This is a genomic window from Lignipirellula cremea (assembly GCF_056501455.1).
In genome coordinates, this window is sequence record NZ_CM151415.1 from 434,684 (window position 1) to 460,000 (window position 25,317).

At 65.6% G+C, this 25,317-nt stretch carries 18 protein-coding genes (1 of these 18 running past the window's edge); 9 read left to right on the forward strand and 9 right to left on the reverse strand.

What is annotated here, in order from left to right:
- Window positions 1-32: 32 nt before the first annotated feature.
- From SH602x_RS01780 to SH602x_RS01800, 5 genes are all read right to left on the reverse strand, one after another.
- Window positions 33-1,616 carry a hypothetical protein gene (locus SH602x_RS01780; RefSeq protein WP_479475178.1) on the reverse strand — a complete coding sequence of 528 codons (1,584 nt, stop codon included), beginning with the start codon at window positions 1,614-1,616 and terminating at the stop codon, window positions 33-35.
- Window positions 1,617-1,627: 11 nt separating this feature from the next.
- Entirely contained in the window at window positions 1,628-3,973 is a 2,346-nt protein-coding gene (locus SH602x_RS01785; protein WP_479475179.1) for an ABC transporter substrate-binding protein, read from the reverse strand.
- 221 nt (window positions 3,974-4,194) lie between these two features.
- Window positions 4,195-7,611: an outer membrane protein assembly factor BamB family protein gene (locus SH602x_RS01790; protein ID WP_479475180.1), complete on the reverse strand. Its 3,417-nt coding sequence runs from the start codon at window positions 7,609-7,611 to the stop codon at window positions 4,195-4,197.
- 197 nt (window positions 7,612-7,808) lie between these two features.
- Entirely contained in the window at window positions 7,809-8,420 is a 612-nt protein-coding gene (locus SH602x_RS01795; RefSeq protein ID WP_479475181.1) for a biopolymer transporter ExbD, read from the reverse strand.
- Between the two features lie 86 nt (window positions 8,421-8,506).
- Window positions 8,507-9,004 (reverse strand): ExbD/TolR family protein, encoded by a 498-nt coding sequence (locus tag SH602x_RS01800; protein WP_479470172.1) that lies wholly within the window; start codon window positions 9,002-9,004, stop codon window positions 8,507-8,509.
- Window positions 9,005-9,383: 379 nt separating this feature from the next.
- On the opposite strand from SH602x_RS01800, the gene SH602x_RS01805 reads away from it, so the two are divergent.
- The 6 genes from SH602x_RS01805 (at window position 9,384) to SH602x_RS01830 (ending at window position 17,305) form a co-directional block, all read left to right on the forward strand.
- On the forward strand, window positions 9,384-10,370 hold the full coding sequence (locus tag SH602x_RS01805; protein WP_479470171.1) for a stage II sporulation protein M: 987 nt from the start codon (window positions 9,384-9,386) through the stop codon (window positions 10,368-10,370).
- Between the two features lie 119 nt (window positions 10,371-10,489).
- Window positions 10,490-11,392 carry a hypothetical protein gene (locus SH602x_RS01810; RefSeq protein ID WP_479475182.1) on the forward strand — a complete coding sequence of 301 codons (903 nt, stop codon included), beginning with the start codon at window positions 10,490-10,492 and terminating at the stop codon, window positions 11,390-11,392.
- Window positions 11,389-12,531, forward strand: a complete 1,143-nt coding sequence (locus SH602x_RS01815) for a DUF4129 domain-containing protein (RefSeq protein ID WP_479475183.1) — start codon at window positions 11,389-11,391, stop codon at window positions 12,529-12,531. The genes SH602x_RS01810 and SH602x_RS01815 overlap by 4 nt, the downstream gene beginning before the upstream one ends.
- On the forward strand, window positions 12,524-14,098 hold the full coding sequence (locus SH602x_RS01820) for a hypothetical protein (protein ID WP_479475184.1): 1,575 nt from the start codon (window positions 12,524-12,526) through the stop codon (window positions 14,096-14,098). Before SH602x_RS01815 ends, SH602x_RS01820 begins: the two co-directional genes overlap by 8 nt.
- A 143-nt stretch (window positions 14,099-14,241) precedes the next feature.
- Window positions 14,242-15,660 carry an AAA family ATPase gene (locus SH602x_RS01825; RefSeq protein WP_479475185.1) on the forward strand — a complete coding sequence of 473 codons (1,419 nt, stop codon included), beginning with the start codon at window positions 14,242-14,244 and terminating at the stop codon, window positions 15,658-15,660.
- Window positions 15,661-15,829: 169 nt separating this feature from the next.
- Window positions 15,830-17,305 (forward strand): DUF58 domain-containing protein, encoded by a 1,476-nt coding sequence (locus SH602x_RS01830; protein ID WP_479475186.1) that lies wholly within the window; start codon window positions 15,830-15,832, stop codon window positions 17,303-17,305.
- Between the two features lie 30 nt (window positions 17,306-17,335).
- Here the strand turns inward: SH602x_RS01830 and SH602x_RS01835 are convergent, their stop codons facing one another.
- Window positions 17,336-18,193 carry a HEAT repeat domain-containing protein gene (locus tag SH602x_RS01835; protein WP_479475187.1) on the reverse strand — a complete coding sequence of 286 codons (858 nt, stop codon included), beginning with the start codon at window positions 18,191-18,193 and terminating at the stop codon, window positions 17,336-17,338.
- A 22-nt stretch (window positions 18,194-18,215) separates the two neighbouring features.
- The gene (locus SH602x_RS01840) at window positions 18,216-18,992 is read right to left on the reverse strand and encodes a carbon storage regulator (RefSeq protein ID WP_479470161.1); all 777 of its coding nucleotides are present in this window, start codon (window positions 18,990-18,992) and stop codon (window positions 18,216-18,218) included.
- Window positions 18,993-19,577: 585 nt separating this feature from the next.
- On the opposite strand from SH602x_RS01840, the gene SH602x_RS01845 reads away from it, so the two are divergent.
- Window positions 19,578-19,829, forward strand: coding sequence for a hypothetical protein (locus SH602x_RS01845; protein ID WP_479470160.1), 252 nt, complete (start codon window positions 19,578-19,580; stop codon window positions 19,827-19,829).
- A gap of 167 nt (window positions 19,830-19,996) precedes the next feature.
- Here SH602x_RS01845 and SH602x_RS01850 read toward each other — a convergent pair whose 3' ends face one another.
- On the reverse strand, window positions 19,997-22,612 hold the full coding sequence (locus SH602x_RS01850) for a hypothetical protein (RefSeq protein ID WP_479475188.1): 2,616 nt from the start codon (window positions 22,610-22,612) through the stop codon (window positions 19,997-19,999).
- Window positions 22,613-23,254: 642 nt separating this feature from the next.
- On the opposite strand from SH602x_RS01850, the gene SH602x_RS01855 reads away from it, so the two are divergent.
- Entirely contained in the window at window positions 23,255-23,848 is a 594-nt protein-coding gene (locus tag SH602x_RS01855) for a hypothetical protein (RefSeq protein ID WP_479475189.1), read from the forward strand.
- 54 nt (window positions 23,849-23,902) lie between these two features.
- On the opposite strand, the gene SH602x_RS01860 is transcribed toward SH602x_RS01855, so the two are convergent.
- A complete protein-coding gene (locus tag SH602x_RS01860; RefSeq protein WP_479470157.1) occupies window positions 23,903-24,253 on the reverse strand; it encodes a hypothetical protein in 351 nt (116 codons plus the stop codon).
- Between the two features lie 482 nt (window positions 24,254-24,735).
- Between SH602x_RS01860 and SH602x_RS01865 the strand changes: the two genes are divergently transcribed.
- Window positions 24,736-25,317 carry the 5' portion of a dihydroorotase gene (locus tag SH602x_RS01865; protein ID WP_479475190.1) on the forward strand. 747 nt of this gene lie beyond the right edge of the window, so only the first 582 of its 1,329 coding nucleotides appear in the window; it begins with the start codon at window positions 24,736-24,738; its stop codon lies beyond the right edge, outside the window.

The window sequence follows — 25,317 nt, forward strand, 5'->3', positions numbered from 1 at the left end:
GAGCCTGACGCGCGACGGACGAAAAAGCGGCTCTACCCCGCCTGCTTGACCTGCGATTCGAGTTCGCGGTCGAGGGTCGTGTCGAGGAACTTGTTCAGCACGCCGCGAGTGGCGTCGAACATGGCCTCGATCCGGCGAGCGGCGGCAGGATCCTCGGTCGAGAAGCGCTTCCGCAGTTCCTCCAGTTCGAACGTCAGGCCGGTGCGATCGAACATCGGCTTGAACTCCTGTTCCAGCAGGCGCTCCGCCTCGGCACGCTCGGCCTGTTCGACCTTCTTGCGGATCCGCACGGCGAGCGCCTGCCGGCGCGCGATCAGGTCCATCAGCCGCGACTGGAACGCGGCGACGGCGCCCTCGGCCTCCAGGCGGAAGGAGTCGTCCGGCACGACGGCGGTCACGTCCGCGTGCAGGCCGGGCGCGATCGGCAGCCTGGCCAGGATCCGGTCGCCGCTCTTGGCGTAAACGATTCTGAGCGGCTGATCGGCGGGGGGAACGACGAACTGGCCCCGCCAGTCGGTCTCGCCCAGGAACGTCGAGACCTCGCCCTCGGGTTCGCGGGAATAGATGTCGTAGCCGCCGAGCGGCTGCGACGGTTCGGCCTCGCTCGGAGGGGAGACGACGGTCAGCGTCGTGGGGCCCTGCACGTAAGGCAGGAAGCGGACGAACTTCTGCACCCGGCGACTGGATCGGGCGCCGAACGGCGAACGCAGACCGGAATAGACCGGGCCGTCCACCAGCGAGCCGCGAATCTGCTCGGCCAGCACGTACGTGAACTCCATCTCCGCGACGCCGTTCGCCGCCGGAACGCCCAGCCGATCGTTGTTTCGTAGGACGACCGTCATCGGCGAACCGACCGGCGGCACGAGCGACGCCGTCCCTTCGGTCGCGAGTCCGGCCGCTTTGAACCGGACGGAGGCCCGGTCCTGGCGCTTGATCCGCGGACCGTCGGGCGTCTCGACGGTCGATTCGACTTCGTACGTCTTCTCCACGCGCGCGAGCCGGGTGAAGGCTTGCGAGACGAGCCCGGAGACGACGCGCGGGATCTGTCCGACCGAGGCGGCGTCGGCGCGGAGAACGTCTCCCGCCTGGTAGCTGGAGATTTCGAACTCGCGCACTTCGACGTGGAAGCGAACGCCGTCGTCCCGCAGCGCTACGAGATAGATCTTGTCGAAATCGGCGACCGGGATGCCGTCGGCGCCGGCGAACCACCAGCCTTTCCCCAGCCGATCGAAATCGAAGACCGTCATCTCGTCGAGCGAACCGAGCGCCGCCGAGGAAACGTCCTGGGGGGCGCGACTGGCGGAGGCACGCCAGCTTGCGCCGAAGGCGACGTCGATCTCGTCCAGCAAGTTCGCTCGCACTTTCTCGATCGATGCCGGCGAGAGCGATCGCGAACCGTCGTCGACCAGCCAGAGATGGACCCGGTAGGGGGCGTACTCCCACGGCGGCGTGTAGGGCTCCGGCTCCGCGGCCCTCGTCGACTCCGACCGGACGACCTGCCCCGCGACGGTCGACGGGAAAGCCGACCACGCCGTCAGCGCGACGAAGGCCAGAGCGCAGGCCGAAGTCGCCCGCAGCCGATGCGCGGAGAACGAGCGGATCATCGATCGAGGCATGTTTCCGCCCGTCATGGCGTTCTCGACGCAGGATTCGCAGGGGCGGACGTCGCCGTCGCAGTCGCGCGGGCGGGGGTCGCTGCCGCGGCGGCAGGGGGCGGCGCGGTTTCGCCGGAACTCGAAGCGCGGGCCTCGACGCTCCAGTCGTCGACGTTCTGATAGAGCGTGAACTGGCGGTCGGGAACGCCCTGCACGTCGACGCGATAGGCGTAACGCTCGATGAGTTGCCACAGCGGAATGATGGTCACTTCCTGATCGACGTAATGGTGCAGATCGCGGAGCGCGAGCCGTGCCTCGTTCCAGGTGCGGGCGCCGTCGACCTGTCGCAGCGCCAGATCGACGTAGGGACTGCCGATCCGGGCGAGGCCATGTTCTTTCGACAACAGGCGTTCCGCGTCGACCAGCGGTTCCCACAGCGCGGCCTCGACCAAGAGCAGATCGAAATCGTTCGTCGGATCGTCCGTCATGCCGAGCGGCAGCGCCCGGATCTCGATCGGAATCTGCACCGAATCGAGCTGTTCGGCGATGGTGGCCGCGACCTGCCGAGCGAGGGGCTGATCCGGGTAGGCGAGAACCAGCTTGCCCAGTTCGGGAGGCTGCTTCCCTTCGCTCCGGAACGGCGCGGCCGTCGTCTGCATGGCCAGCTCTTTCAGGGTATAGGCCAGCCGCGGATCGTACGCCTTGGGTTCCAGCCGTTCGTCGTAGGCGTAGGCGATCGCCGAGGCGTCGGCCACTTCCGCCGGGAACGGACCTGACAGGACGCGACAACCGGGACGGGGCCTGCCGCCCAGCACGACCTGGTCGAGCGTCGCCTGCCGGTTGATTCCGTACACCAGCGCCCGACGGAACATCGGGTTCTGCATGTAGGGATTCCGGTCGTTGCAGACCAGCATGTGAACGGTCGGGATGTCGTACACGCCGACGCGTACGTCCGGATGCGCTTCGAGTTCCGCCGCCCGGGCAGGAGGGACGCGATCGAGGACGTCGATCTCCCCTTCGAGCAACGCTTCGATGGCGTCTTCGGCATCGACGTAGAGGATCTCTCCCACTTCGGTCGCGACCTGCGGATCGCCGGCGAAACGGGGAGGCTTATGCGCGAAACGCATCTCGCCCGCCTGGTTCTGCACCATGCGATAGTCGCCCATCCCCTCGAACGGTTCGCGAGCGGCGTCCTGGTCGCCTTCCGATTCGAAGGGGATCTGCACCAGGCTCTCGGGCAGGACGTGCATCCGTCGGAACTTGACGACGAGGTGATTCGGATCGCGAATCTCGAACGACTCGACCAGTCGCGCCCAGGCCGGCTCGTAGAGGGGCGATTCAGGATCCGCGGCGGAGGCGAGCATGTCGTACAACTGGTACGCGTCGCCGATGCCGGTGACGTTCTCCGAGCCCGGCCGGATGCGGAGCGACCATTCGACGGCGTCGTCGCTGAGCTGTCGCGTCGCGAGGTCGCAGCGGTAATCGCCCCCTTCCGTACCGAAGCCGGAGAACTGCATCAGATACCGCTGGGTCAGCCGGCTGACGCGGCGCGAGGCCCAGTTATCGACCTGCGTCTGATCGTCGACGATCGCGGGCTGCGTCACGCCGACCAGCGTCAGGCGGAAGCGTTCGTGAATCTGGTTCAGCAGCGAGATGGCTTCGGAGAAATCGGGGTCGACGGAAAGCGCCTGCCGGGCGGCCCGTCGGGCTTCGCGGATCTTCTCTTCGTCGGCGAGCGACTGGGCCTCCGCATACAGCTTCTGCGCTTCGCTCCGCAGCGCGCCGCGGTACTTGTCGAGCGTTGCGTCCAGTTCGCCCGGATAGCGCTTCGCGTAGTCGGCGATCGTTTCGCGGACGCGGTCGAAACTGCGGCGGTCGAAGAGCGCGCCGAGCGCCTTGTCCAGCACGCCCCGCATCACCGAGAGCTGGTCCGGCGAAGAAGGCGTCAGGCGGAAGTTCTTATCCCGGGCGCGAAGCTCTTCGAGCACGGCCAGCGATTCGGCGTACTGCCCCACCTGGAACAGTCGGGCGGTCTCGACGTAGAGATATTCCAGTTCCTTCTGCTTCAGGCCCGGAAGTTCGGGGTCGATGCGATGCAGGTACTGGAGGTACTCGTAGGCGAGTTCGTACTCCTTGTTCTTGACGAGGCGGTCGGCCTCCTCCATGACGAGGTTGAGCCACGGCTTGTAGACGAATTCGTCTTTCCAGTCGATCTCGCGATTCGGGAATGGCGACTCGGGCCAGACGACGCGGACGCGGTAAGTCTGTTTGTCCTTCAGGCCGTTCTTCGCGTCGATCAGCGGCTCGATCCGGACCTCCTGCGAGTTCCCCTTTTTGTCGGGAAGGACGAGGATGTCGTACGGCTCCCGGTCGAGCAACGGCGGCTCGTCCGGCGGCGGTCCGAGAGGCTGCGCGAAGGCGACCGCGGGCAGAGCGAGACACAGAAAGATCGCGACGAGGGTCGACCTTTTCGAGAGCCGCTCGCTCTGACGGCGCGTGCTCTGGAGAGGAACAGTCCTAGGGGACGATCGTATGCCGCTGCCGCACTGGCGGAGCCAGTGGCACCCGGAGGAGCAGGAGAATCTGGTTCCGAAGAGATTCATTCGGCGGACGCCTCGGCGACGGAAGTGGCGGGCGATCCGACGCTGACGGTCGATTCTTCGTCCGATGGCTCGAGCGGGAGGATGACGCTGGCGCCTTCGGCGGTGGCGGCGAGGACGCGACCCTCCTGGACGGAGATCAGGCGATCGAATCCTTCGATACGTTTCTGGGCGGAGATCACGCTGCCCGTTCCGCGTTCCACGACGACCAGGTCGCCGCTCTTGAAGGCGAAGATCAGATGCTCGCCCGACAGCAGCGGGTCGCCCGCGACCGCCTGGGCGGGAAGATCAGTCTGCCACTTGATCTCGCCCGCGGCGTCGAAGGCGATCGTCTCGCCGGAGACGAGCGTCACGACGTAAAGATCGCCGACGGCGAAGGGACCCGCGGCGAGCGCGGCGCTAAGCGGAACCTCCTTCGTCTTCTGCAGCGTCGTATCCGCCAGGAGGTCGATCCGCGCGGCGCCGTCCGCGCGAACGGGGACGGCGACCGTGGCGCCGATCGCCGCCAGAGGACCGGCGATTTCTCCGTCGACCTTGCCGGCGACGGCCTCCTTCAGGAAGGGCGAGGCGCCTTCCTGCAGCGCGATGCGATAGACGTTGCCGGAGTTCTCCGCGACGAAGAGCGCCGCGGCGTCGTTCGGCGAAGCGACCGGTCGGCGCCAGACGGTCTCCTGCCCCGGCGTCAGCGTCGGCTGAAACGGCAGCGCCGCGTTCGTTCCGGTCGTCGGGTCGAGAGCGAAGATCTGTCCCGCGCTCCAGGGGACGATCAGCGCGTCGCGCCACAGGATCGAATCCGCGGTGGGGCGACCGTCCCGGACGCCGAATCGCGTGACCCGCATGATCGGGTCCTTGGTCTGCTGGTAGATCGCCGCGCGGTCGGGATTGTTCTTCCCGTACAGCACGACGGTCTTGTCCGAACGCAGGAACGCCTGGTCGAAGGAGCTTCCCCGGGCGCCGACGCCGGCGTTGGCCGATTCGGCGAGGTAATCGGGCGCGGCGTTCCAGTCGGGCAGCGCGAAGGCCTGACCGAGCGAACTGAACAGCAGCGGCTCCGACGCGCCGGTCGCGGCCGCATCGAATAGCGCGAGCGGTCCGTATCCCACGTCGCAGCGCCAGACCGGCTCGCCCGACGCCTGATCGATCGCGGAGACGGTCTGGCTCGGGAGCCCCGGCTGCCGATGCGTCATCGTCACGGCGTTCGGTCCGGCTTGGGCGAGCGGACCGGTGAAGACGTCCCCTTCGAACTTGATCCACGAGCGATTGAGCTGGCCGCGCGAGGTCTGCACCTCGTACCGGGAGAGGCGCCGCTCGGCGACGAACAGCGTGCCGGAGTAGATCAGCGACCAGGGGCGCGCCAGGTCGCGCTGCGACGCGGTGAACTGCGTGGTGGCGACGACCGGCGCCGACTTCGCGGCCGGGTCGACCTCGAAGAAGGAGATGGAGCCCGAATCGGTGGCAACGATCAGGCGTCGATCGTAGATCTGCATCGGGGCGTGGACGTGACCCTCCAGCCGGATCGGCTCCTGGGCCTTCTCCAGCGCGAGGCCTGAGTTCTTCGCGATCAGGATATGCAGGAAGGAGTAATCCGCGCCGGCGTTCTCGGCGACGAAGACATACCCCCGCATCAGCGCGGGGGGGACATGCACCGTCCCCTCCTTATGCCCGAGGTAGTAGACCTCCCGGCAGTTGAGCGTGTCGGCGTTCAGGACGTAAAGATTCGTCTGACGTCCGCACTGGTAGAGAAGCGGACGTTGGGCGTCGAAACCGGGCGCGGCGGCGAGCGGCTGGGAGAACTGGGCCATCGAACGCGGCGTACCGTCCTGCACGCCGATCGAGTGAAGCTTTCCGCTCTCGGTCGCGATCAGCGCGACGTCGCCGAAGATCGTCGGCTGGGCGAAGCTCTCGCCCACCGGCGTGCGCCACTGCACGACTCCGTCGCTTCGACGGACCAGTTCGACGGCGCCCGACTCCGTATCGGAAAGCAGGACGGCGTCGCTGGCTTCGATTTCGACCGGGGCGCGTTCTTCGCCCGCGCCGAGGAACCTGCGCCAGACAGGTTTGCCGGTGCGCATGTCGACGCCGTAGGCCGCGCTTCGTCCGTAGGCGACATAGACCGATTCGGGCCCGTCTTCGATCGGCTTGCCTTCGAACCGCGCGAGCGAGAAGAGCTTCGCCTCGGCTTCCTCGACGGGAGCGGTGGTCGAGACGAGCGTCGAGGGCTGAACCTGGACCAGTTCCTGTTCCTTGGCGACGATCGCGGCGACCGCCGTGAGGAGCCGGGCATCGGTCGCGAGTCCAGGATAGTCGCGGACGAGTTCCCGCCGGACGCCGTACGCCTGGTCGATCCGACCTTCGCCGACGGCGGCGGTCATTCGCGTCAGCGCGTCGTCCAGCCGCTTGTCGCGCTCGATGGCTCGCGACGCCAGCTTGAGATTCTCGGCGATCGTCTCCAGACGCCCCGCCTGCGTCTCGCGCAGTTTTCGGGGAAGGTATTCCGCGTCGTCGACCAGAACCATCGCCTCGCCCGCGAGTTTGACGAAGCGTTCGGCGTCCTCGGTCTTCTTCGCGTTCACCGCCTGCAACGCGAAGCCTTCGGCGATGGCGGGCAGAACCATGGCCAGCTCGCCGCGGACTTCGTCATCGAAGCCCTTCTCCGTCTTGAGGACGGGCAGAACCTCCTGGGCCTTGGTCAGGGCGCCGGTCATGTCTCCGCCGGCGTCGGCTTTCGCCCGCAGCGAGGCCATCTCCCGCATGACGCGGGCCTGCGAAGCGAATTCGCCGCCCGGAAAGCTGGTCAGATACCGGTCGGACAGTTCGATCGCCTGGTTGTAGCTCTGCGCCCGGTACGCCGACTTCGCGACGTCGAACATCTTCGTTTCGTTGCCGCGAAGCAGCACGAAGATCAGGAAGCCGCTGCCGATGAGCAACAGGGCCAGCCCGCCCGTGCCGAGGAGCAGCAGGGGCGACTCCCACTGGCTCTTCTTGACCTTCTTGCGGCGCTCTCGTTTAGGAGCCGCTTCGCCCGGCGTCGCGTAGGCGTCCACGGCGCCGAACGTGTCGGCGCCCGCTGCGGCTCCGAGACCGCCGAAGGCGTCGGCGCCGCCGAACGGATCGGTCGAAAAAGGATCGGCAGCCGCGGATTTGCCGCGTGCCGGCGCGTCGGGCTGCAGGTCGACGACCGGTTCGTCGCCGGCGAGATCGACGACCTCCTCGTTCGCGTTCTGGAGGTCTTCCAGCAGCCGCTTGCCTTGCCACTCGGTCAATTCGCCCCGTTTGCGGAGCGATTCGATCATCCGGCCGGGGCCGTACTCGTCGGGTTTCGCCTGAAACTTGTCGCGCAGTTCCTGGAGGCGTTTGGGCGAGACAAGCCGCTCTTTGCGAAGCCGCGCCAGAAGCTCTTCGGCTTCATGGGACATCAGAACCGATCCTCGCTAGTGCAGGGCAGCGAACGTCGCTGTATTGTTCGTCCCGACGAGAGCCGCGGCCACCCGGGAGAGCGGGAAGCGAACGATGCGGCGATGGGCACGTTCAGTTTCGCACGGGGCACGCGCGGTCTCAAGCAGGAGCGAACTCCGGGCAGCATCCGCCCAGGGAGCGATCCATCGTCATTCCTCTATTCTTCCTCTTCGGTCGTTTGCAGCATGACGCGTTCGATGCCGATCGCGGTTCCGCAATCGAGCGCGGCGACGACCTTGTCGTGCGTGGCGTCGCCGTGGGCGATCACCATCAGCGCCACGGGCGGCGGATTCGAGTCCCGCAGGTCGTGCAGCTTGGCGAGCAGGTCCTGCTTGCTGACGATCGGGTACTCATCGTCAGGGCCGATCACGAGGTAGTTGCTCAGCGAATCGACCCGGACGGTGATGAAGTCGGGGTCGTCTTCGATATCCTCGATCGTCTTCGCCTGGGCGCTCGGCTCTTCGTTCTCGGGCTTCGGGACCGCGATCGAACGCTGCAACGCGAACGACGCCGTGACCATGAAGAAGATCAGCAGCAGAAACGTGACGTCCACCATGGGCGTCATGTCCATGTCGGCTTCCGCCTCCGATCGGCGAGGCGCCATCTCGAAGTGAAACGGCTTCTCGGCGTCCTCGGGCTCCGCGGGCGGAGGAGGCGCTTCCACGTGAAACCGCTCGCCGCAGGCGCCGCACGCCGCATCGCCTCCGGCCAGCGCCGAAGGGATTTCGACCAGCGTCCTGCAATGCGGACATTCGACGGTGACGGACATCGGCGAAATCGAACGGAAGGAAGCCGCAGAAAAAAGTCAGGCCAGACAGTCAGGCAGCGCGTCGGTCCCCGCAGCTCGCCCGGGCGTCACCCCTGATCGAGGACCGCGAGATGGATGGTCTCGATGTCGGTATCCGATTGTCCGATCGCCTTCAGGATCCGCCCGACTTCCCGGTGTTTCAGTTTGCCCGCGGCCTGAATGACGATCGCGGTCGGCTGCGGAGAATCGGACAGCCGGGACTCGACGTAGTTCACGATCTGCTGTTCCTGCTCTTCCATGTCGGTGACCGCGATCCGCGTGCTCGGTTCGACGGCGGCGCCCTTGTAAATGACGGCGCTGCCGTCGGCGGCGGCGTCGACGGTCAGGACCAGCGCGTTGTTCATCGAGACGGCGACGCCGTAGTTCGCCGGAGGAAGATTGACGTTCGCCTGCTCCTGCATCTTCGACGTCACGATGAAGAAGATCAGCAGCAGGAAGACGCAGTCGATCATCGGCGTGATGTCGATTTCGTCGTCCTCGGCGACGACGCTTTTCTTCGTCGCGAAGTCCGAGCTTTCCGAGAGAAAGTCGCTGGTTGAACGCATGAAGCAGAAGATAAGGGGGTCCGAGGTCTCGTTCCAGCTACCCGAAACGCGTTGGCCAGCGGGGGACGGAAGTCCCCCGAGTTCGAGTAGCGGTCGCAGGCCGCTACTATCTCCATGTAAGCCTCGATGTCAGCGAGTTGCCTGACTCGCTCGTCGCTTCGCTCGATCGACGGACTCGGGGGACTTCCGTCCCCCGCTAGCCTGCAGGGCGGAAGTCGCTGCCGCGCGGCGTCGTTTCGTCGCTCGCGGTTTCGCGCCCGCGAGCCTTCGATTCTAGCGCCGGCTTGCCCCGTCGTGCGCCGGCGCCCTATTCTGCGAAGGAAACCGCTTCTCCGGAGGCGACCTCCGCCCCTGACCGCACGCGATCTCGACCTGCGCGATGAAGGTTCTCGAACTGATCGATCAGCGTCAGGCGAACTGGCGCGAGCTGGAGGCGCTGATCGCCTCGTCGCCGACCGATCCGCAGACCATCCTGCGTGCCGCGGAACTCTACCGCAGCGCCGCCGCGGATCTGGCGCTGGCCGAATCGTATCAGCTTCCTCCGCGAACGGTCGCCTATCTTAATCGGCTGGTCGCGCGGGCGCACAACTTCATCTACCGCACCCGCACGGCCCAGTGGCAGCGCTGGGCGGAGATGCTCCTGATCGACGCTCCCCGGCGGATCTTTCACGACCGGTGCGTGCAGTTCGCGTTCGTGCTGTTCTGGGGCGTCTTTCTGCTGTCGGCCTATCTGACGTTCGACGAGCGCCACTTTCCGGAGTACGGCCCCACGATTCTGCCGACGGAGGAGCGGACGACGCTCTCCGACAATTTCAGCCAGCCCCTCGCCGGTCGCGACTGGGGGACGAATCTGGGGATGGCCGCCTACTACATCATGCACAACACGTGGATCGGCCTGGAGTGCTTCGTCTACTCCCTGCTGGTCATCCCGGGTTTGATCAAGCTGGTTTACAACGCCGCGGTCCTGGGCGCCGCGTTCGGATATATGGCCCAGTCGGGAAACGCGTCGTCGGAGAACTTCTTCGAATTCGTGACGGCTCACGGTCCGTTCGAACTGACCGCCATCGCGCTGAGCGCAGGGGCCGGCCTGCGGATCGGGCTGTCGTGGATCTTCACGGGCGGCATGTCCCGCGGTTCGTCCGCACGGCGGGCGCTCAGCGATTCGATTCCGCTGGTGATCGCGATCGTGACGCTCTTCTTTCTGGCGGCGCTGATCGAGGGCTTCGTGTCGCCGTCGTCGCTGCCGCAGCCGCTGACGCAGTACAGCGCACTGGTGAAGCGGATCATCGCGATCCTGGCGACGGCCGGCCTGCTCTTCTACTTCGTGATCCTGGGGATGGCTCCTCCTCGCGATCAGCAAAGCTAAACGCGAGGAGGAGAGAGTCGAGCGTAGAAAGTAGAAAAGGAGAGAAGCGGAACCGATTTTAGACGCTCATTTCTACTCTCTACTTACCGCTCACTCCTTTCTTTCCGCCTGCGGAACTCATGCAGTTCGACAAGACCTCGGTCGGCATACGCGAGCGCAGCTTCATCGACCAGATCGATCTGGCGACGCAGATGGTGCGCCGGCGTTTTCGTCCGTGGGCGCTCTATTGCGGGCTCGCGGCGTTGCCGATGGCGCTGCTGAATCATGCGCTGCTGTACGACCTGGTCGACGTCGATTACGACTACGAGATGCCGCTGCGGTACCTGTGGTGCCAGACCTGCCTGATCCTGATCGAGGCGCCGCTGGTTTCGCTCTTCTTCACGCCCTGGATCGGCCTGGAGACGTTCTTCGATCGCCCGAAGCTGCGGGCCCTGTTCGCGAGCGTCTGGAACGCCCTCCCTTCGCTGATCGTCTCCGTGCTGATCGTCCGGGGCGTCGGCATCGCCTGGATCGTCGCGGCGCTCGCGCTGGTCGCCAGGCAGGACTCGCAGGAGTCGTTCATCGCCGAGAGCGTGCTTCCCCTGATCGCCTGCTGGGGGTTGCTGATCCAGGCGATACGCCCCTACCTGATGGAGATCGTGCTGCTGGAACGTCCCCCGCTGAGGAAGCGGGCCGATCAGGCGTCGCTCGGTCAGCGCAGCGCCATGCTGCATAACGTGATCGCGGCCGACTCGTTCTTCAAATCGTTCGCGATGGTCTGCCTGCTAGCGCCGATCACGATCTCGCTGTTCGGGTCGGCGGTCTTCGCGATGGGAACGCTGAGCAATATCTGGTATCCGACCTGGCTCACGTGGATCGTGCTGTATCCCCTGTCGATCTGGATCGCCGTCGCGTTCGCGGCCTCGATCCGGTTCCTGGCGTATCTCGACGCCCGGATCCGACAGGAGGGGTGGGAGGTCGAACTGCAGATCCGTGCCGAGGCCTCGCGCCTGCAAGAACGCCGCATGATGGGGATGCAATGAGCCGCCTGGCCCTCGCCCTCCCGCTTCTCGCGATGTCTCTCGCGGCGTCGTTCGACTCGTATGCCACGGCTGGCTTGTCCAGCCGTGCAGCGGGCAGGGAAGCGTTTGCCGAGGCTGTGTGCCATGGCTGGCTTGTCCAGCCGTGCTGTGTTGCAAGCGCCGACTCTGCCCGTCGAATGCGGCTCGACACGAATTTGCGTCTTGAAATCGGTCGCCTTTCTTCGGGAAGGGACTGCCGGAGTGGATCGACGATTCCCGGCTCCCTGCACGGCTGGACAAGCCAGCCATGGCACACAGGACTCCTGCAAGCGTCCGACTCTTCTGAGGGCGAAACCTCTTCGGGCGAAGGAGTAGCGGAGACGACGGACTCCGACGTCGAACAGCTCGAATTCGAGTCCTACCTGGCCGATCCGCACGACGCGGCAAAGAAGGGCCTGGGAACGCGGGTTTCGCCTCCCTGGTACTCGGAAGAGGAGGACGAGGCCGTTCCGGTCGGCTTGGACAAACATCCGGAACCTTATCGCGATCCGGTCGACCCGGGGAATCGTGCGTCGGACTGGGTCCATACGCCTCCGCCGCCCACCGCCGGCGGAAACTGGGGCAACTGGTCGCCCTTCGCCGGGCTGCCGCTGACGGAGTTGATCTGGGTCGCGCTGGTGATCGCCTTCATCCTGCTCGCAGGGTTGTTGATCTTCGCGCTGATCCGGGCACGGACAGGGGAGACCGAAGGGAACGCTGGCGAAGGAATCGCCGAGGAGGAAGAGGATCCGCTCTCCGTGCAGGAGCGGATCGAGCGCCTGCCGTTCGATCTGCGGCAGGGCGTCGTCGACTTCCTCGAAGAAGCCCGGCGACTCGCCGCGGCCGGCAAGTACGAGGAGGCGCTGGTCTACCTCTTCAGCCATGCCCTGGTGCAACTCGATCGGGCGCACCGCATTCGGCTGGCGAAGGGAAAGACCAACCGTCAGTACGTCGCGGAGATCGAATCGAGTCCCCCTCTCGCGCAGCTTCTGAGCGAACTGGCCGACGACTTCGAAGGGGTCTTTTTCGGCAAGTACCCGCTCTCCCGGGCGAAGTACGAACAGAATCTCGACCGGATCGAGCGCTTCCGCAACCTCTTGCAGCAGGCGTCGCATGGCTAAGACGCCCGATAGATTCAAGAAGCGAAGTTCCGAGTCGCGGATCGGGGTGGCGCCGGTTGCCTCAACCGGCGTCCGCGAAGCGGATCGGAGGCCTCAGGACGAGACCGGAATCCTCGCACACAGTCGGGCGAGCGACGGTTGTTTCGTGAGGATGACCCAACGTTCCGTGCCGAGCGTGAGCCGAGGCCTCCGACGGGCTGCGCCCGCGCCGGTTGAGGCAACCGGCGCCACCCGATGCGGACTGGCTCTCGCGCTCCTCGCGACGCTCTTCCTCTCCGGCTGCGGGGCCTGGAACGACGAGGTCGACGAAACGTACGGCAGAGCGTCCGGCGCCGGTCAGCGCAGCGTCGCGGGCACCGGCGCGCTGGCGGAGATGTTCCGCGAAGCAGGGTTCGAGGTTCGCAACGGCGACTCGCTGGGACGACATCTCGACCGGGCGCAGACCATCGTCTGGGCGCCCGATGCTTATCAGCTTCCGAGCGACGAGGTCTGCGACTTCTTCGACAAGTGGCTCTCGCAGAGGCCTGGCCGGACGCTGGTCTACGTCGGACGAGACTACTCCGCCGAGTTCGACTACTGGAGCGACATGGCCGAGCGCCTGCAGGGCGCCGAGAAGATCAAGGCCCTCCGCACCAAGGCGCAGAAGTCGCACGAGATGCGACTGACCCGTAACTCGTACGACTTCGATCAGACCCATCGCTGGTTCGTGCAGGAGGACGCGCCGATCCCGCGACGGGTCGAGCGTCTGACGGCGCCCGCGTGGTCGGGCTGGACCGCCGGCATCGACGACGCGAAGACCAGGCTCCGCCTGCAATCGTCGCTCGGCTTCCCGCCACCGACCGACGAAGAGAAGACGGCGTTCGAAGCGGCGCGCGTGCAGCAGGAACGACTCGATTTCGAATTCGACGAGTACGGGTACGAACTCGACCCGGAGGAGTTCGCGCAGGCTGGCGAGAAGGGCTACGACGAATCGCTCGTAAAGCTCGATCCGGTCGTGCTGCTGGAGGCGGACGGACGCCCGATGGTTTCGTCAGCGCAGTACGGCGCGGGCGACAATCCGAGCTCGCTCGTCGTCGTGTCGAACGGATCGTTCCTGCTCAACTATCCGCTGACGGTTCCCGAGAATCGCAAGCTGGCCGCGAAGCTGATCGACGAATGCGGCCCCCCCGGGCTGGCGTACTTCCTTTACTCCGGCCCGGCGGAGATCGAGATTCGCGATCCCCGCGACCCGCGGCGCACTGCGTGGACCATGTTCACCGAATGGCCGCTGGGCATCTTCATGATCCACCTCACGATCGCGGGGCTGATCGTCTGCCTGGCGGCGTATCCGATCTTCGGCCGGGCGCGGTCTTACGTGACGCGGGACCTGCAGGATTTCGGCTATCATCTGGAGGCGGTCGGCAGGCTTCTGGAGCGTCGCAAAGCCTACGATTTCGCCCGCCAGCGACTGGCCGCCTACTCCGAATGGATGAAGCGTCAATCCGGTTCAAGGATTCGAGCCGACGGCCCCTCGGCGGCGCTGGAGTCGCCGACGAATGTGCAGCCTCCCGTGGAACCGCCGGGGTAGCGGCTGACCGCTTGGGTCCTCCGTAGGGCGGGTCATTGACCCACCGCTTCCTGGATCCGCGGGTAGGAAAAAAGGTGGGTCAATGACCCACCCTACAAGAAGAGACGCACACGGACAGCCACGAACGCGACCACGAGTCGAGCATGACCGAGTATCAACCGAATGCGTCTCCCCCTGCGTCCGGCGATCCGTTCGCCCCTGCCGACGAGTTCACGTTCGCGTGCGTCGGCTGCGGTCGCAAGCTGAAGTCGACCCTGTCGATGGCGGGGCGTGCCGTGCGCTGCCCGGAGTGCGCGACGCAGCAGACCGTGACGCCGCCCGGGGCTTCGGCCTCTCCGCCTGCGAGTCGCGAGAGCGCCCCTGCGGGAACTTCCGCGCCCGGGATGCAGTCGTCGTATGTCGCTCCGATGCCGCTCGCTCCGTCGGGTTCCGCTCCGCCGGTGACGCATCCCTCCTTCACGCCGCCGTCCGGGTCGCAGCCGCTGCGGAACGAACCGGCGATGTTCATCTCGGCGGACGGTCCCTCGGCCGCGTCGCAACCTCCGTCGCCGAGTCCTGCGCCGCCGGTCGCCAGCGCCCAGGTCGTCAGCGCTCCCGTCGTGAGCGAGGTCCACAAGCCGACGCGGGACCTGTACGAGGCCATCTCGACCGAGGTGGCGAAGGTCTTCGTCGGTCAGAAGGAACTGATTCAGGGAACGCTGGTCGCTCTCTTCTCGGGCGGCCACGTCCTGATCGAGAGCGTGCCCGGCCTCGGCAAGACGCTGTTCGTCCGCACGCTGGGGCGCGCCCTCGGGCTCGACTTCGGTCGGATTCAGTTCACGGCCGACCTGATGCCGTCGGACATCACCGGCGCCCCGATGTTCGACATGAAGACGCAGGAGTTCCGGTTCCGCCCGGGTCCCGTCTTCACGCAGCTGTTGCTCGCCGACGAGATCAATCGCTCGCCCGCGAAGACGCACGCGGCGCTGCTGGAGATCATGCAGGAGTTCCGCGTGACCGTCGACGGCACGTCGCACGAGCTGAAGCGACCGTTCCTGGTGATGGCGACGCAGAACCCCATCGAGTCCGAAGGCACCTACAACCTGCCCGAGGCGCAGCTCGACCGGTTCATGTTCAAGGTGCTGGTCGAATATCCCAGCGAAGCCGAAGAGGCCCGGATCCTCGATCTGCACAGCCGACAGGTCGACCTGAACGAGCAACTGGAGAACGTCCGGACCGTCGCATCGTCCGAGACGATCCTGAAAACGATCCACCGGAACGCGACCGTACGAGTCGACGACCGGCTGCTGCAGTACGTGAACCGGGCCGTCCGCGCGACGCGAACCTGGCCGCAACTTTACATGGGGGCCTCTCCCCGCGCGGGTATCGCGCTCATGCAGGGGGCGAGAACCCTCGCAGCCTTCCGCGGTCGCGACTTCGCCGTCCCGGACGACGTGCGGGAGATCGCCTTGCCCGCGCTGCGTCACCGCGTCTCGCTCACCCCGGAGGCGGAGGTCGAAGGCTTCTCCGTCGACGACGTGCTTCGCGAAGCCCTCGCCACGGTCGAGGTTCCGAGGCTGTAGGAGTCAAAGGCGAGGCGGACTTCCTCCCGCTCCTTCGGGTGCCACTGGCTCCGCCAGTGCAAACGCGGGAAGAGGTCGTCCCTTGTCGAAAGTCGTTCGCGGATTCCCACTGGCAGAGCCAGTGCCACCCGAAGAGAGCGGTCGTTTCAAAGATCGATAGCTCGGCGTCATGCTCGAAACGATTCGCGATCTTCTCTTCGGCCTGCTCGAGCTTCTGCTCGCTCTGCTCGACCGGCCGTGGGCGCTGCTCTTCATCGCCCTCGCGCCAGCGGTCGCGCTGGCGTATTGGAAGAAGATCTATCCGCACGCTTCGCTGGTGTGGGGGCTCGCGTTCGCATGGGTTCTGAGCGCCCTGCCCCTGCTGGAGGCGTTCGTTCCGCTCGATCGCTTGCGGGAAGTGATCGGCGTCTCGCCCTGGGCGCTGCCGGCGCTGACCGTCGATCTGCTGATCGCGATCGCGGCGCTGATCGACCTGACGAACCTGCCCGGCAAGAAGACGTTCGACGCCGAACGCACCGCGGGCCGGGTCGTTTCGCTCGGGAAGAAGCACGAGATCGAACTGTCGATCTTCAACCGCTCGAACCGTTCTTATCGCGTAGCGATCCGGGACGACGTCGATCCCGACTTTCAGCCCGAACCCGATACGTTCGACCGCACGTTGCCTCCCCGCAGTCGGCTGGTCCTCGGGTATCGGCTGATCCCTTCCGCCCGCGGCGCGTTCGAGATCAAGGGCGTCTACGTCCGCGCGTTCAGCGCCCTGCGGTTCTGGAAGCGGGATCTGTTCCTGCATCGCACGACCGAACTGCACGTCTATCCTGACCTGAAGCAGCTCGCGGAGTACGCCCTGCTGGCGCGGACCAACCGCCTGTCGCTGATGGGGGTCAAGCGGGCGCGCAAGGTCGGTTCGGACAACGAGTTCGAACGGCTGCGCGATTATCTGCCCGACGACAATTACAAGTTCATCGACTGGCGCACCACCGCCCGGCGAAGCAAGCTGACGGTCAAGGACTTCACCGTCACGCAGAGCCAGAACATCATCTTCCTGCTCGACTGCGGGCGGATGATGACCAACAAGCACGACGGCTACAGCCTGCTCGACCACGCGCTGAACGCCGTGCTGCTGATGAGCTACGTCGCGCTGGAGAAGGGGGACTCCGTCGGGCTGATCTGCTTCTCCGACCAGGTCCATCGCTACGTCCCGCCCGCCGGCGGAAAGCGGCAGATGAACCGCCTGATCCACGCGGTCTTCAACCAGTTTCCGACGCTGGTCGAATCGCGATACGACGAGGCCTTCGTCTACCTCGCCAAGCATTGCCGCAAGCGGTCGCTGGTGGTGCTGGTGACGAATGTGATCGACGAGCTGAACGCGGCGGCGATCGAGAAGCATCTGCGCACGCTCGTCGGCAAGCACCTGCCGCTGGGCATCCTGATGCGGGATCACGCGATCTTCGACCGCGCGAAGTTCCCGGTGCCGCCTGCGGATCTCTTCCCCGCCGCGGTCGCCGCCGACCTGATCCTCTGGCGGCAGCAGCTTCTGGTCGACCTCGAACACCAGGGCGTCCTCACCATCGACGCCTTCCCCGAGGAGATGACCGCCCCGCTGGTGAACCGGTATTTAGAGGTGAAGGCGCGGCATCTGTTGTAGCGGCGAAATCCGGCGAAACCTCGCCGTTCGCTAGGCGGGCAACTTCGCCGCTTCAGCGTCGACGATCGTATGCACCGCCCAGTCACAATCGGAAGCGCCGTCAATCGACAGGAAGACGAAGATTCGCCGAACGACGCATTTCGCGTCTTCGAAACTCACGTCGATTTCGAACGGCGAGATCAGGCTCGTTCGAAGTCCGAGCTTCGAAGACCAGCCGAAGCCGAGCGCCTTTATCGGTACTTGCTTGTACCGTGACGTGCGGAGAATGCGACCCTCCGAATCGAACGGAATCGCCTCGCAGGTCACCTTTCCTCGCAATCGACCAGCTGGCGTCGTCTCTTCGAATGCGTTCGACGGCTCTCCGGCGATCCGCCGAATCGTCCAGCGTCTCAGCACATCGCTCATCGCTTCGACGGCTTGACCAGCCGGCGAGTGCCCGAGCTCGTCGACCTCGAAATCGGATGTCGATGCGACATGCAGATGCGGCAACGCCTGAACGGCCCCGATCCCGCCCAGTGCGTAGGCAGCCGTACCGCGAACCTGGGCGTCCGGATCGCAATTCATGCGATCCAGGAGCGACGAAATCGCCCGTTCGTCGCCGATATCGTGCAAACAACCGCAAGCGACCCAGCGCACGATCTCAGACAGATCTTCGGTTCGAGCCAAGATCGACTCGACAGCGCGCGAACCGTAGAGCTCCGCCAAGCCTTGGATCCCTTGGCAGCGATCTTCCTCGTCGGAACTCGATAGAAGCTCGCCGAACGCCGCGAAAACTTCCGACTCTGGCCGTCCCAATATTTCGCGGCGGGCCTTTCGGAAACTTTCCGGGTCCGAACAGGCGTTCCGCCGCGATTCGAGAAGATTCCGAACTTGCTCGAGCGAGACCACGCGAACCTCTATTTCCGATCGCTCACGCCGCGATCGCCCGGCTGATCGTCGCGGCGAGGGCGTCGATCGCGACGGGGCGGCTGAACCACTGGTCCACGCCCTTGGGGCCGGTCGGCACGCCCAGGTCCTCCGCGTCGCCGTCGCCGATGGCGAAGACCTTCGTCAGCGGGTTGTTCGACTTCCGACGGAGCTTCTTCACCAGCGAACCGCCGGCGGAGAGTCGCGTCCCGACGTCGACCAAAACCAGTTCGGGCGCCTCGTGGTGGTCGAAGAAGGCGAGACCTTCTTCGCCGTTCTCCGCCGCGGCGACTTCGTAGCCGTGCGAGCGAAGCAGCCGTTCCAGCGTCGCCCGCTCCGCCGGGTCCTGCTCGATCAGCAGCGCGACGGGCGTCAGATTCGGCAGCGTCGTCTCGGGACGGACGAGTTGCTTGACCTCTTCGTGCAGCCGCGACACGGGTCGGAAGAGCTTGAAGACCTGGCGTTCGAGAAGGGCCTTCTGCTCCGCGGGCAGGCCGCAGGCCTCGACCAACTGGTGCAGGCGGTTCAGTTCGATGCCGACCTCGTCGAGGTTCTCCTGGGCGACGGTTCCCAGGCGGCGAAGGGCGCGGGCGGCGTCGCGCTCGCTGGGGGCGAAGTCGACCCCGCGACCGGCGGCGATCTCTTCGCGCACCACCGGCACGTCGCCGGGCGCCTGAATGCCGATCTTCGCGGAGGATCCGCGGGTCTTGAGCAGTTCGATCACCACGTTGAGCGTGGGGAGAACGATCTTCTGGCCTTCGCGGCGGGAGAGTACGAGCATGGGGAACTCCTTTTCGGCTTTCTCAGGGGAAGCTTCGTCTGCCGTCGCGAGGCGTCGCAGAGTTTCTGCGAAGGCGCGCTCGAACGGTCTCGTCGCGGACCGGAGTCATCCTTCGACTGCCGGTCGGGTCTCCCCGCGTCGCCCGCAGCGACGCGAGATGATTCGCAAGTTCTAGGCCTCGCACGAGTTGCGAGCGAAGCGGAGACTTGGCGAAGACGATCAGCTTCCATGCCGACGATAAGCCGGGGCGGCGTTCGCGACCGGGGATCGACCCGTGCGGACGCCGTCTGGCTCCCGGAATTCCCATTCCTAACTCGTCGCCATCATTCGTACCGAAAACGCGGTTTTCGACGCAAGAGCAGTTTCTTCAGACTTTTCGCCCCGATTCCGGACGGGATTTTCGCGTTAAGCCCTACGAATGTCCCTTGCGAAAGTTGATTCAATCCGCTGAACTTCCGACCCTTCGCGTACGAAGTAAAGAGAACCAGGCGGCGGCGACCGCTCCACGAGAGCGATCGCCCTTCGATCACCCCCTCGGTCGCTCGACGAGACGCGGCTCAGGACGAACCAGCAAGGAAAGAAGCGATGGGGAAAGCGTTCTTCGGTTACCAGCTCGAAGGTCTGAAGCTGCAGGGCGGCCAGGCCGTCTGGATTCCGCTCGGCGTGTACCCGTCGGAAGAGGCTCTGGCCCGGGCAAAGTCCGAGCGCGGCGGTCGTCCGGATCTGGTCGAGTTTCGCCAGTGCGCTTACTTCCTGGACGACTGCGACGCCGATCGCGTCATCCGCCGCCCTTCCGCCGGCAAGGTCGTTTTCGACGACACGCACCTGCTGGCGTAAGCGAGGCCGGGGCGACGGCACGCTACTGACCGGCGAGCGGAGGGCGTCAGCCCTCCGTGCTTTCTCGAAGTCCCGGTCGGCGCATAAGACACGGAGGGCTCACGCCCTCCGCTCGCCAGGGATCGCTCCGCGATTCCTCGATCGCAGCGCCCGCTTCGAAGCTCCGCCTATCGCAGTTCCGGCTGAACCGGCGCGGGGGCGACTTGCGTCGGGATGCGCGTGTAGCCCGGGACGAGCGAGACGCCGAGCCAGCCCTGGTTCATCACGATCTGGCCGACGGCGAGCCCCTGCACTCGCGGGTCGTCGAGCATCTCGTCCTTCAGCAGCGTCAGCGCCCGGCTTTCGGAGAAGACCTTGCTGAAGATGGCGCGGAGCGCGATCTGCTGGCGAAAGTCGAGGCGATCGCCGGAAAGTTCCAGCACGCCGCTGCGGACCAGCTTCACCTGCAGGCCCTCCACGATCGGGCGGTAGCGAGCGCGAACCACGAAGTTGCGAAAGAGCGACTCGTCGTTTTCCGCGATCCGTTTCACGCGGAGTTCCATGACGACCTGATCGTCCTCGAACGAAACCTTCGCTCCGTCGCGCTCGGCCAGCCGGATGGAGACCCCTTCCGGGACGTCCATCGGTTCGCCGTCCGGATCGCCCATGGCGCCGCGAACCCGCGTCAGCGCCTCGGTCAGCAGCATCTCGCGACCGAACAGGTCGGTCTGGCTGAAGACGTTGTTGAAGGCCGACTCGTGCATCTGCACGCTGATCTCGCTCACGGCGAGCGCCTGCGGACGGGGCGTGAACGCCGCCAATTGTTCCGGGTGGGCCAGTCGGTAGCGCGCGACCGCACGGTCCGCCGTCGTTTGAAGTTCCACCGCCGACAGTTCGACGCCGAGCTGCGCCAGCGGCGAGAGGACCTTGTCGCGGAAGCGACCCTCCCCTTCGGCCAGACGGCGTTCGACTTCGGCGTCGACGTACGATTCGATCCGGGCCGCGACGCGGCTGCTCGTTTCGCGATCGGCGAGCGCCCGTTCTTCTTCGACTCGCTGCTCGACCTGGTTCCGCACGATCGATCCGATCAGCGGAACGCTGTCGTACTCGGTGCGGAAGCCCTTCAGCAGCGATCGCGAGCGGACCTGGACCGCCGTCGGGTCCTTGGTGAAACGGTCGGGCCCGACCGCCAGCGGCTTGGCGCCGACGAACCAGGCGCTTCCGTCGTTGAAAATGCGAGCGGGCCCCGCGGAAGCGGTCGTCGCCGAAGCGACCTCGCCCTCGACGGTCAGTTGGAATTGCAATTCGCCTTCCGCCGGCAGGAAGTCGACGCCGAGACGCGTGAGCGTTTCGCTGCGACCGCTGACCCATGCGCCGCGGATCGATTCGCGAACGGGAAGCTCCGTCACCTGGGGCTGCGGCACGAAGCGCCCGATGAACGACTTGCCGACGGAGACGCGAAGATTCGCGTTGCGGTAGTGGCGTTCCAGACTCTCCGCGATCGGGAGAAAGCTCGGATACTGCGAGTACCGGAACGCCGTGCAGATGCGGGCCAGGCGGATGCCGTCGGTCTGCGAGCGGGTCGACTCGAACTCTTCCAGTTCGGCCGGAACGCGCAGCACCGGATTCGGACCGAGCGACCAGACGGTCAGCGCCGCCAGGAATCGCACGAATTCCGGCTGAGCCAGGTATTCCTTCTGCTCAGGCGTCAGCGCCGCGTGGCGGAACCGCTCGAAGATCGCGCCTTCGGCTTTCGCACGAAGGGCCAGCGAAGCGTCCACTGCGAGCGCCTTTTCCAGGTCGGGCAGCAGCAGGAACTTCCGCCAGACGTCCCGCTCCGGATGCGCCTCCAGCGAGGCGTTGATCTCGACGAGCGACTCGTTCAGCGAGAGGCTTTTGAGCTCAACCGCGAAGTTCGCTCGCGAGGTCGTGGTCGCGTGGATCTGACTCCAGAGATCGACCCGGCGTTCGATGTCGTAGCCGATCTCCTGAATCGCCAGCGCCGCGACGGGGTCGGACACCTCGTACGCCATCGTTCTTGCGCGATCGATCAGCGCGGCCAGCGCGACGCACGTCCGGGCGATCTGCGGGTCGTTCCAGTCATCGATCTGTCCGAGCGTCGCCAGTTCCGCGTCGAGAGCCGCTTTCCACGCAGCGACCTCCGGGTATCCGGCAAGTTCCGCGAGGCTCTTGTCGAGGGCGGGCATGGCCGGGAAGACGGATACGCCCGCCAATTCCGACATGCCTGTCTGGCCCGTCCCCGGAATCGCCGGCGGAAGAGCCGTTCCTTCGTTCGCTGCGGGCTCCGCGACGACGGCGGGAGCGGCAACGGCGGGCTCGGCCGTGGCGGGCTCGGCCGTGGCGGGCTCGGCCGTGGCGGGCTCGGCCGTGGCGTCGAAAGTCTCGACGACCAGGCGAATGGAGGGCGAACCTGACGCGGCGGAGGTCCGCGTGCGGGCGGCGCCGGGATTTTCAGGCAGTCGCTCGACCGGACCGAAATCCAGGAGCTTCGGCGCGGGAACGGCAGCCCAGCGCTTCCCGGCTTCCGACGAATTCGCCGCGAACGTCGGCTTCGTCGGGACGGCGCCGGCAGAACGGGTCGTCGACGGACCTCGGGCGGCGGGGACATGCGGCAGCGCTCGCCAATCGGCGTCGAACGCTCGCGACCGGGGCGATTCCTGCGGCTCCGTCGATTGCGGAATCGCCGAATAGGCGATCATTCCCACGACCGTCCCGAGAGCGCCGACGACGCCAAGCGTCGCGAACGTCCGGAAGGGGGCCGCGCTTCCCTGCGACTCGGCCATGCGTCACGTTGCGTTAGAGCGCGTCTCGCAAAACTGTAGCGGCCTGGGCGCCGATGACGCGGCGATCGGATCGCCGGGAACGCTACATGTGCTTGCGACACGCACCAGCGGAGGGTCCGACGAACGGTGCATCGCTCAGCGTTCGCAGCTTGGAGGAACTCCGTCCCCCCTCGCACGAACGCGGCGCTCCTACTTCATCGGACGTTCGACCGGCAGAGTCGAACGGGAAAGCGTCGCCGGAGCCTGTTTGGCTCAGCAGGCGACCCGCGTCTCCGTGCAGGTTCAGCCAGAGCCCGCAGATTGCCTGCTCGTGTAGCGTGTGGAACCGCCTGCTCGGCAAGCATGGCGAGGAAGAGCGGGGGCGATCCGTCGAGGCCTCGGCGTTTCGGGAGGACGCCAGCGCTGCTGGCTACAGCGGCGCGTCCGTTGCGAAGTGATTGACGGGGCGCCGGGCGTACAATGCATTTTCGACGACCGATCCTGCTGGCCTTTCGTCCGGCGGCGATTCGAATCGAATCTCTCTTCAGACTCGCAGGCGGCGTCTTGATCGAAAACGAGCAGGATCCAATTTTCGATAAACGGCGGCCCGTTTACGGAAAGGATTACGATCGCGGGTGGATCGGATTCAATCACACGGCCCGCGTGACCACTCGCATCATCGCCAGCGCCGGTCAGTACGAGGCGAAGAGCGGCATCCCCGTTTCGCACGTCTTCATCGTGACGGGCGAGGATACCTGCGTCGAAGCGGAAGCCGGCAAAGGCGTGCTGACGAACAGCCTGACGTCGCAGTACTTCGAAGAGCCTTCGCGGTACGTCGTCTTCCGGAAGCCGCGGGGCCTCACGCCGCAGATCGCCGACCGGATCTGCGAACTGGCCGAAGCCAAGGTCGGTTCGAAGTTCGACCACGGCGTGTTCGTCGCCCACGCGATCAACGATCACTTCGTGGGGTGGATCCTCAACAAGCTGACCGCGGACGGAATGCGGCGTCTATCCGACGATCTGTTCAACGACCCGGAAAAATGGATCTGCAGCGAGCTGGGCGTCTATGTGCTCAACCAGTTCCCGGAATACGAAGGGATCGGGAGCCTGTCGTTGCGCCCGGGACTGGTGACCCCGCAGGAACTGTTCGAAAACGACGAGGTTTTCGAGCCCCTGCCGCAACCTGACGGCAGCTTCCGAGGCGCCCGAGAAACGCATCCCCGGATCGTCGAGGAATCGGTCGCCGCCGAGGAGTGATCCGCCCGTGCGATCGTCGATCGAGAAGGGAGACCGCCGATTGCGGCGCAGGCTTCAGCGAATCACTTCGATCTGATTGACCAGTTCCTGATTCGCGCCCTGCCGCTGGAGCAGTTCCATCGCCGCCTGCTGGGCGATTTGCTTCTGGTAGTAAGTGCGGACGATTCCGTGCAGCTCGATGACGTTCGTGTCCATCTTGGCGTGCAGCCGACGGAGCGGCGGATAGGAACTCCGCTGGAACGTTTCGTTCAGGGTCTCCGCCATCCGCTCAGCCTCGCTGCGAACTCCGTCGTCGTCCGGGCGCCGCCGGTCCTCCGGAAGCCTCCCCTCATGCCGTTTCTCTTCCGAGGGGTGCGACGCGTCATGGCGCGCCAGCACGCTCGCATTTCGCTCAAGAATCGCCATCTGTGGCTCCTTGCGATTCGGTCGCCGCAGTCATGCCCCCTGCGGTCGGACGAACGCGACGACGAGCGCTCGAACCAGAACCCGTCTTCGGAAACGTTCCGGCGACGGAGGAACAGGTTCTCGGCGCAGGCGTCGGTCGCGTCGGGCCTTCTTCCAGAGGCGGGAAAACGCGAGAGAAAGTTCGGCGTTGCGGACTCGATCGGCGACAGGAGAGAAGCGGATCGAGTCGCCCGAAGGTTCACGATCGCGAGTCGCCGAGATGAAGTTCGTCTCCGTACGAAACCAGCCCCCAGTGGTTCCCGGAGTTTAAGGCGTTTAAATGACGATCGTCAAACGGATTTCGCGTTCCTGCCTCGTTTCGCGACCGTTTCGCGTATAGGGACTGTCCCGGCCCCGGCAGTTTTCCGAGACCAAGCGGTATCTTGGGAACGACCGACGCAAGCAGGAACGCGTCTCCCGCTCTCCTTTTCTCCGAAGACTTCATGCGCACGCTGATTCGCGACGCCGTCGTCGTTCTGCCCGAAGGTTCGTCGAAGGTCGACGTCCTGATCGAAGGTCGCAAGATCGCGGCCATCGACCCCGCGAAGCAGACGCGAGTGGACGAAACCATCGACGCCAGCGGCCTGCATCTGCTCCCCGGCGCGATCGACGATCAGGTCCACTTTCGCGAGCCGGGGCTGACCCACAAAGAGGATCTCGCGACCGGGAGCCGGGCCTGTGCGAAAGGGGGCGTCACCACCTTCCTGGAGATGCCGAACACGAAACCGACCACCACCACGGTCGAACGACTGCACGAGAAGCTCGCCCTCGCGGCGTCGAAATGCCTCGTCAATTTCGGCTTCTACATCGGCGCCACGCCCGACAACCTGGCCGAGCTTCAGCGGGCGGAGCGAACGCCGGGCATCAAGATCTTCATCGGATCGAGCACGGGCGAACTGCTGGTCGACGAACAGGAAGCGCTCGAACGGATCTTCGCCGAGACGACGCTCCCCCTGACGGCCCACTGCGAAGACGAAGCGACCGTTCGGGCGAATTCGATCAAGTTCGCGAACATCGAAGACCCG

Coding starts and splice junctions, on each gene's coding strand:
- SH602x_RS01830 (WP_479475186.1), top strand. CDS start 15,830: ATGCTCGAAACGATTCGCGATCTTCTCTTCGGCCTGCTCGAGCTTCTG.
- SH602x_RS01800 (WP_479470172.1), bottom strand. CDS start 9,004: ATGCGTTCAACCAGCGACTTTCTCTCGGAAAGCTCGGACTTCGCGACG.
- SH602x_RS01860 (WP_479470157.1), bottom strand. CDS start 24,253: ATGGCGATTCTTGAGCGAAATGCGAGCGTGCTGGCGCGCCATGACGCG.
- SH602x_RS01840 (WP_479470161.1), bottom strand. CDS start 18,992: ATGCTCGTACTCTCCCGCCGCGAAGGCCAGAAGATCGTTCTCCCCACG.
- SH602x_RS01805 (WP_479470171.1), top strand. CDS start 9,384: ATGAAGGTTCTCGAACTGATCGATCAGCGTCAGGCGAACTGGCGCGAG.
- SH602x_RS01845 (WP_479470160.1), top strand. CDS start 19,578: ATGGGGAAAGCGTTCTTCGGTTACCAGCTCGAAGGTCTGAAGCTGCAG.
- SH602x_RS01820 (WP_479475184.1), top strand. CDS start 12,524: ATGGCTAAGACGCCCGATAGATTCAAGAAGCGAAGTTCCGAGTCGCGG.
- SH602x_RS01850 (WP_479475188.1), bottom strand. CDS start 22,612: ATGGCCGAGTCGCAGGGAAGCGCGGCCCCCTTCCGGACGTTCGCGACG.
- SH602x_RS01790 (WP_479475180.1), bottom strand. CDS start 7,611: ATGTCCCATGAAGCCGAAGAGCTTCTGGCGCGGCTTCGCAAAGAGCGG.
- SH602x_RS01780 (WP_479475178.1), bottom strand. CDS start 1,616: ATGCCTCGATCGATGATCCGCTCGTTCTCCGCGCATCGGCTGCGGGCG.
- SH602x_RS01825 (WP_479475185.1), top strand. CDS start 14,242: ATGACCGAGTATCAACCGAATGCGTCTCCCCCTGCGTCCGGCGATCCG.
- SH602x_RS01795 (WP_479475181.1), bottom strand. CDS start 8,420: ATGTCCGTCACCGTCGAATGTCCGCATTGCAGGACGCTGGTCGAAATC.
- SH602x_RS01815 (WP_479475183.1), top strand. CDS start 11,389: ATGAGCCGCCTGGCCCTCGCCCTCCCGCTTCTCGCGATGTCTCTCGCG.
- SH602x_RS01810 (WP_479475182.1), top strand. CDS start 10,490: ATGCAGTTCGACAAGACCTCGGTCGGCATACGCGAGCGCAGCTTCATC.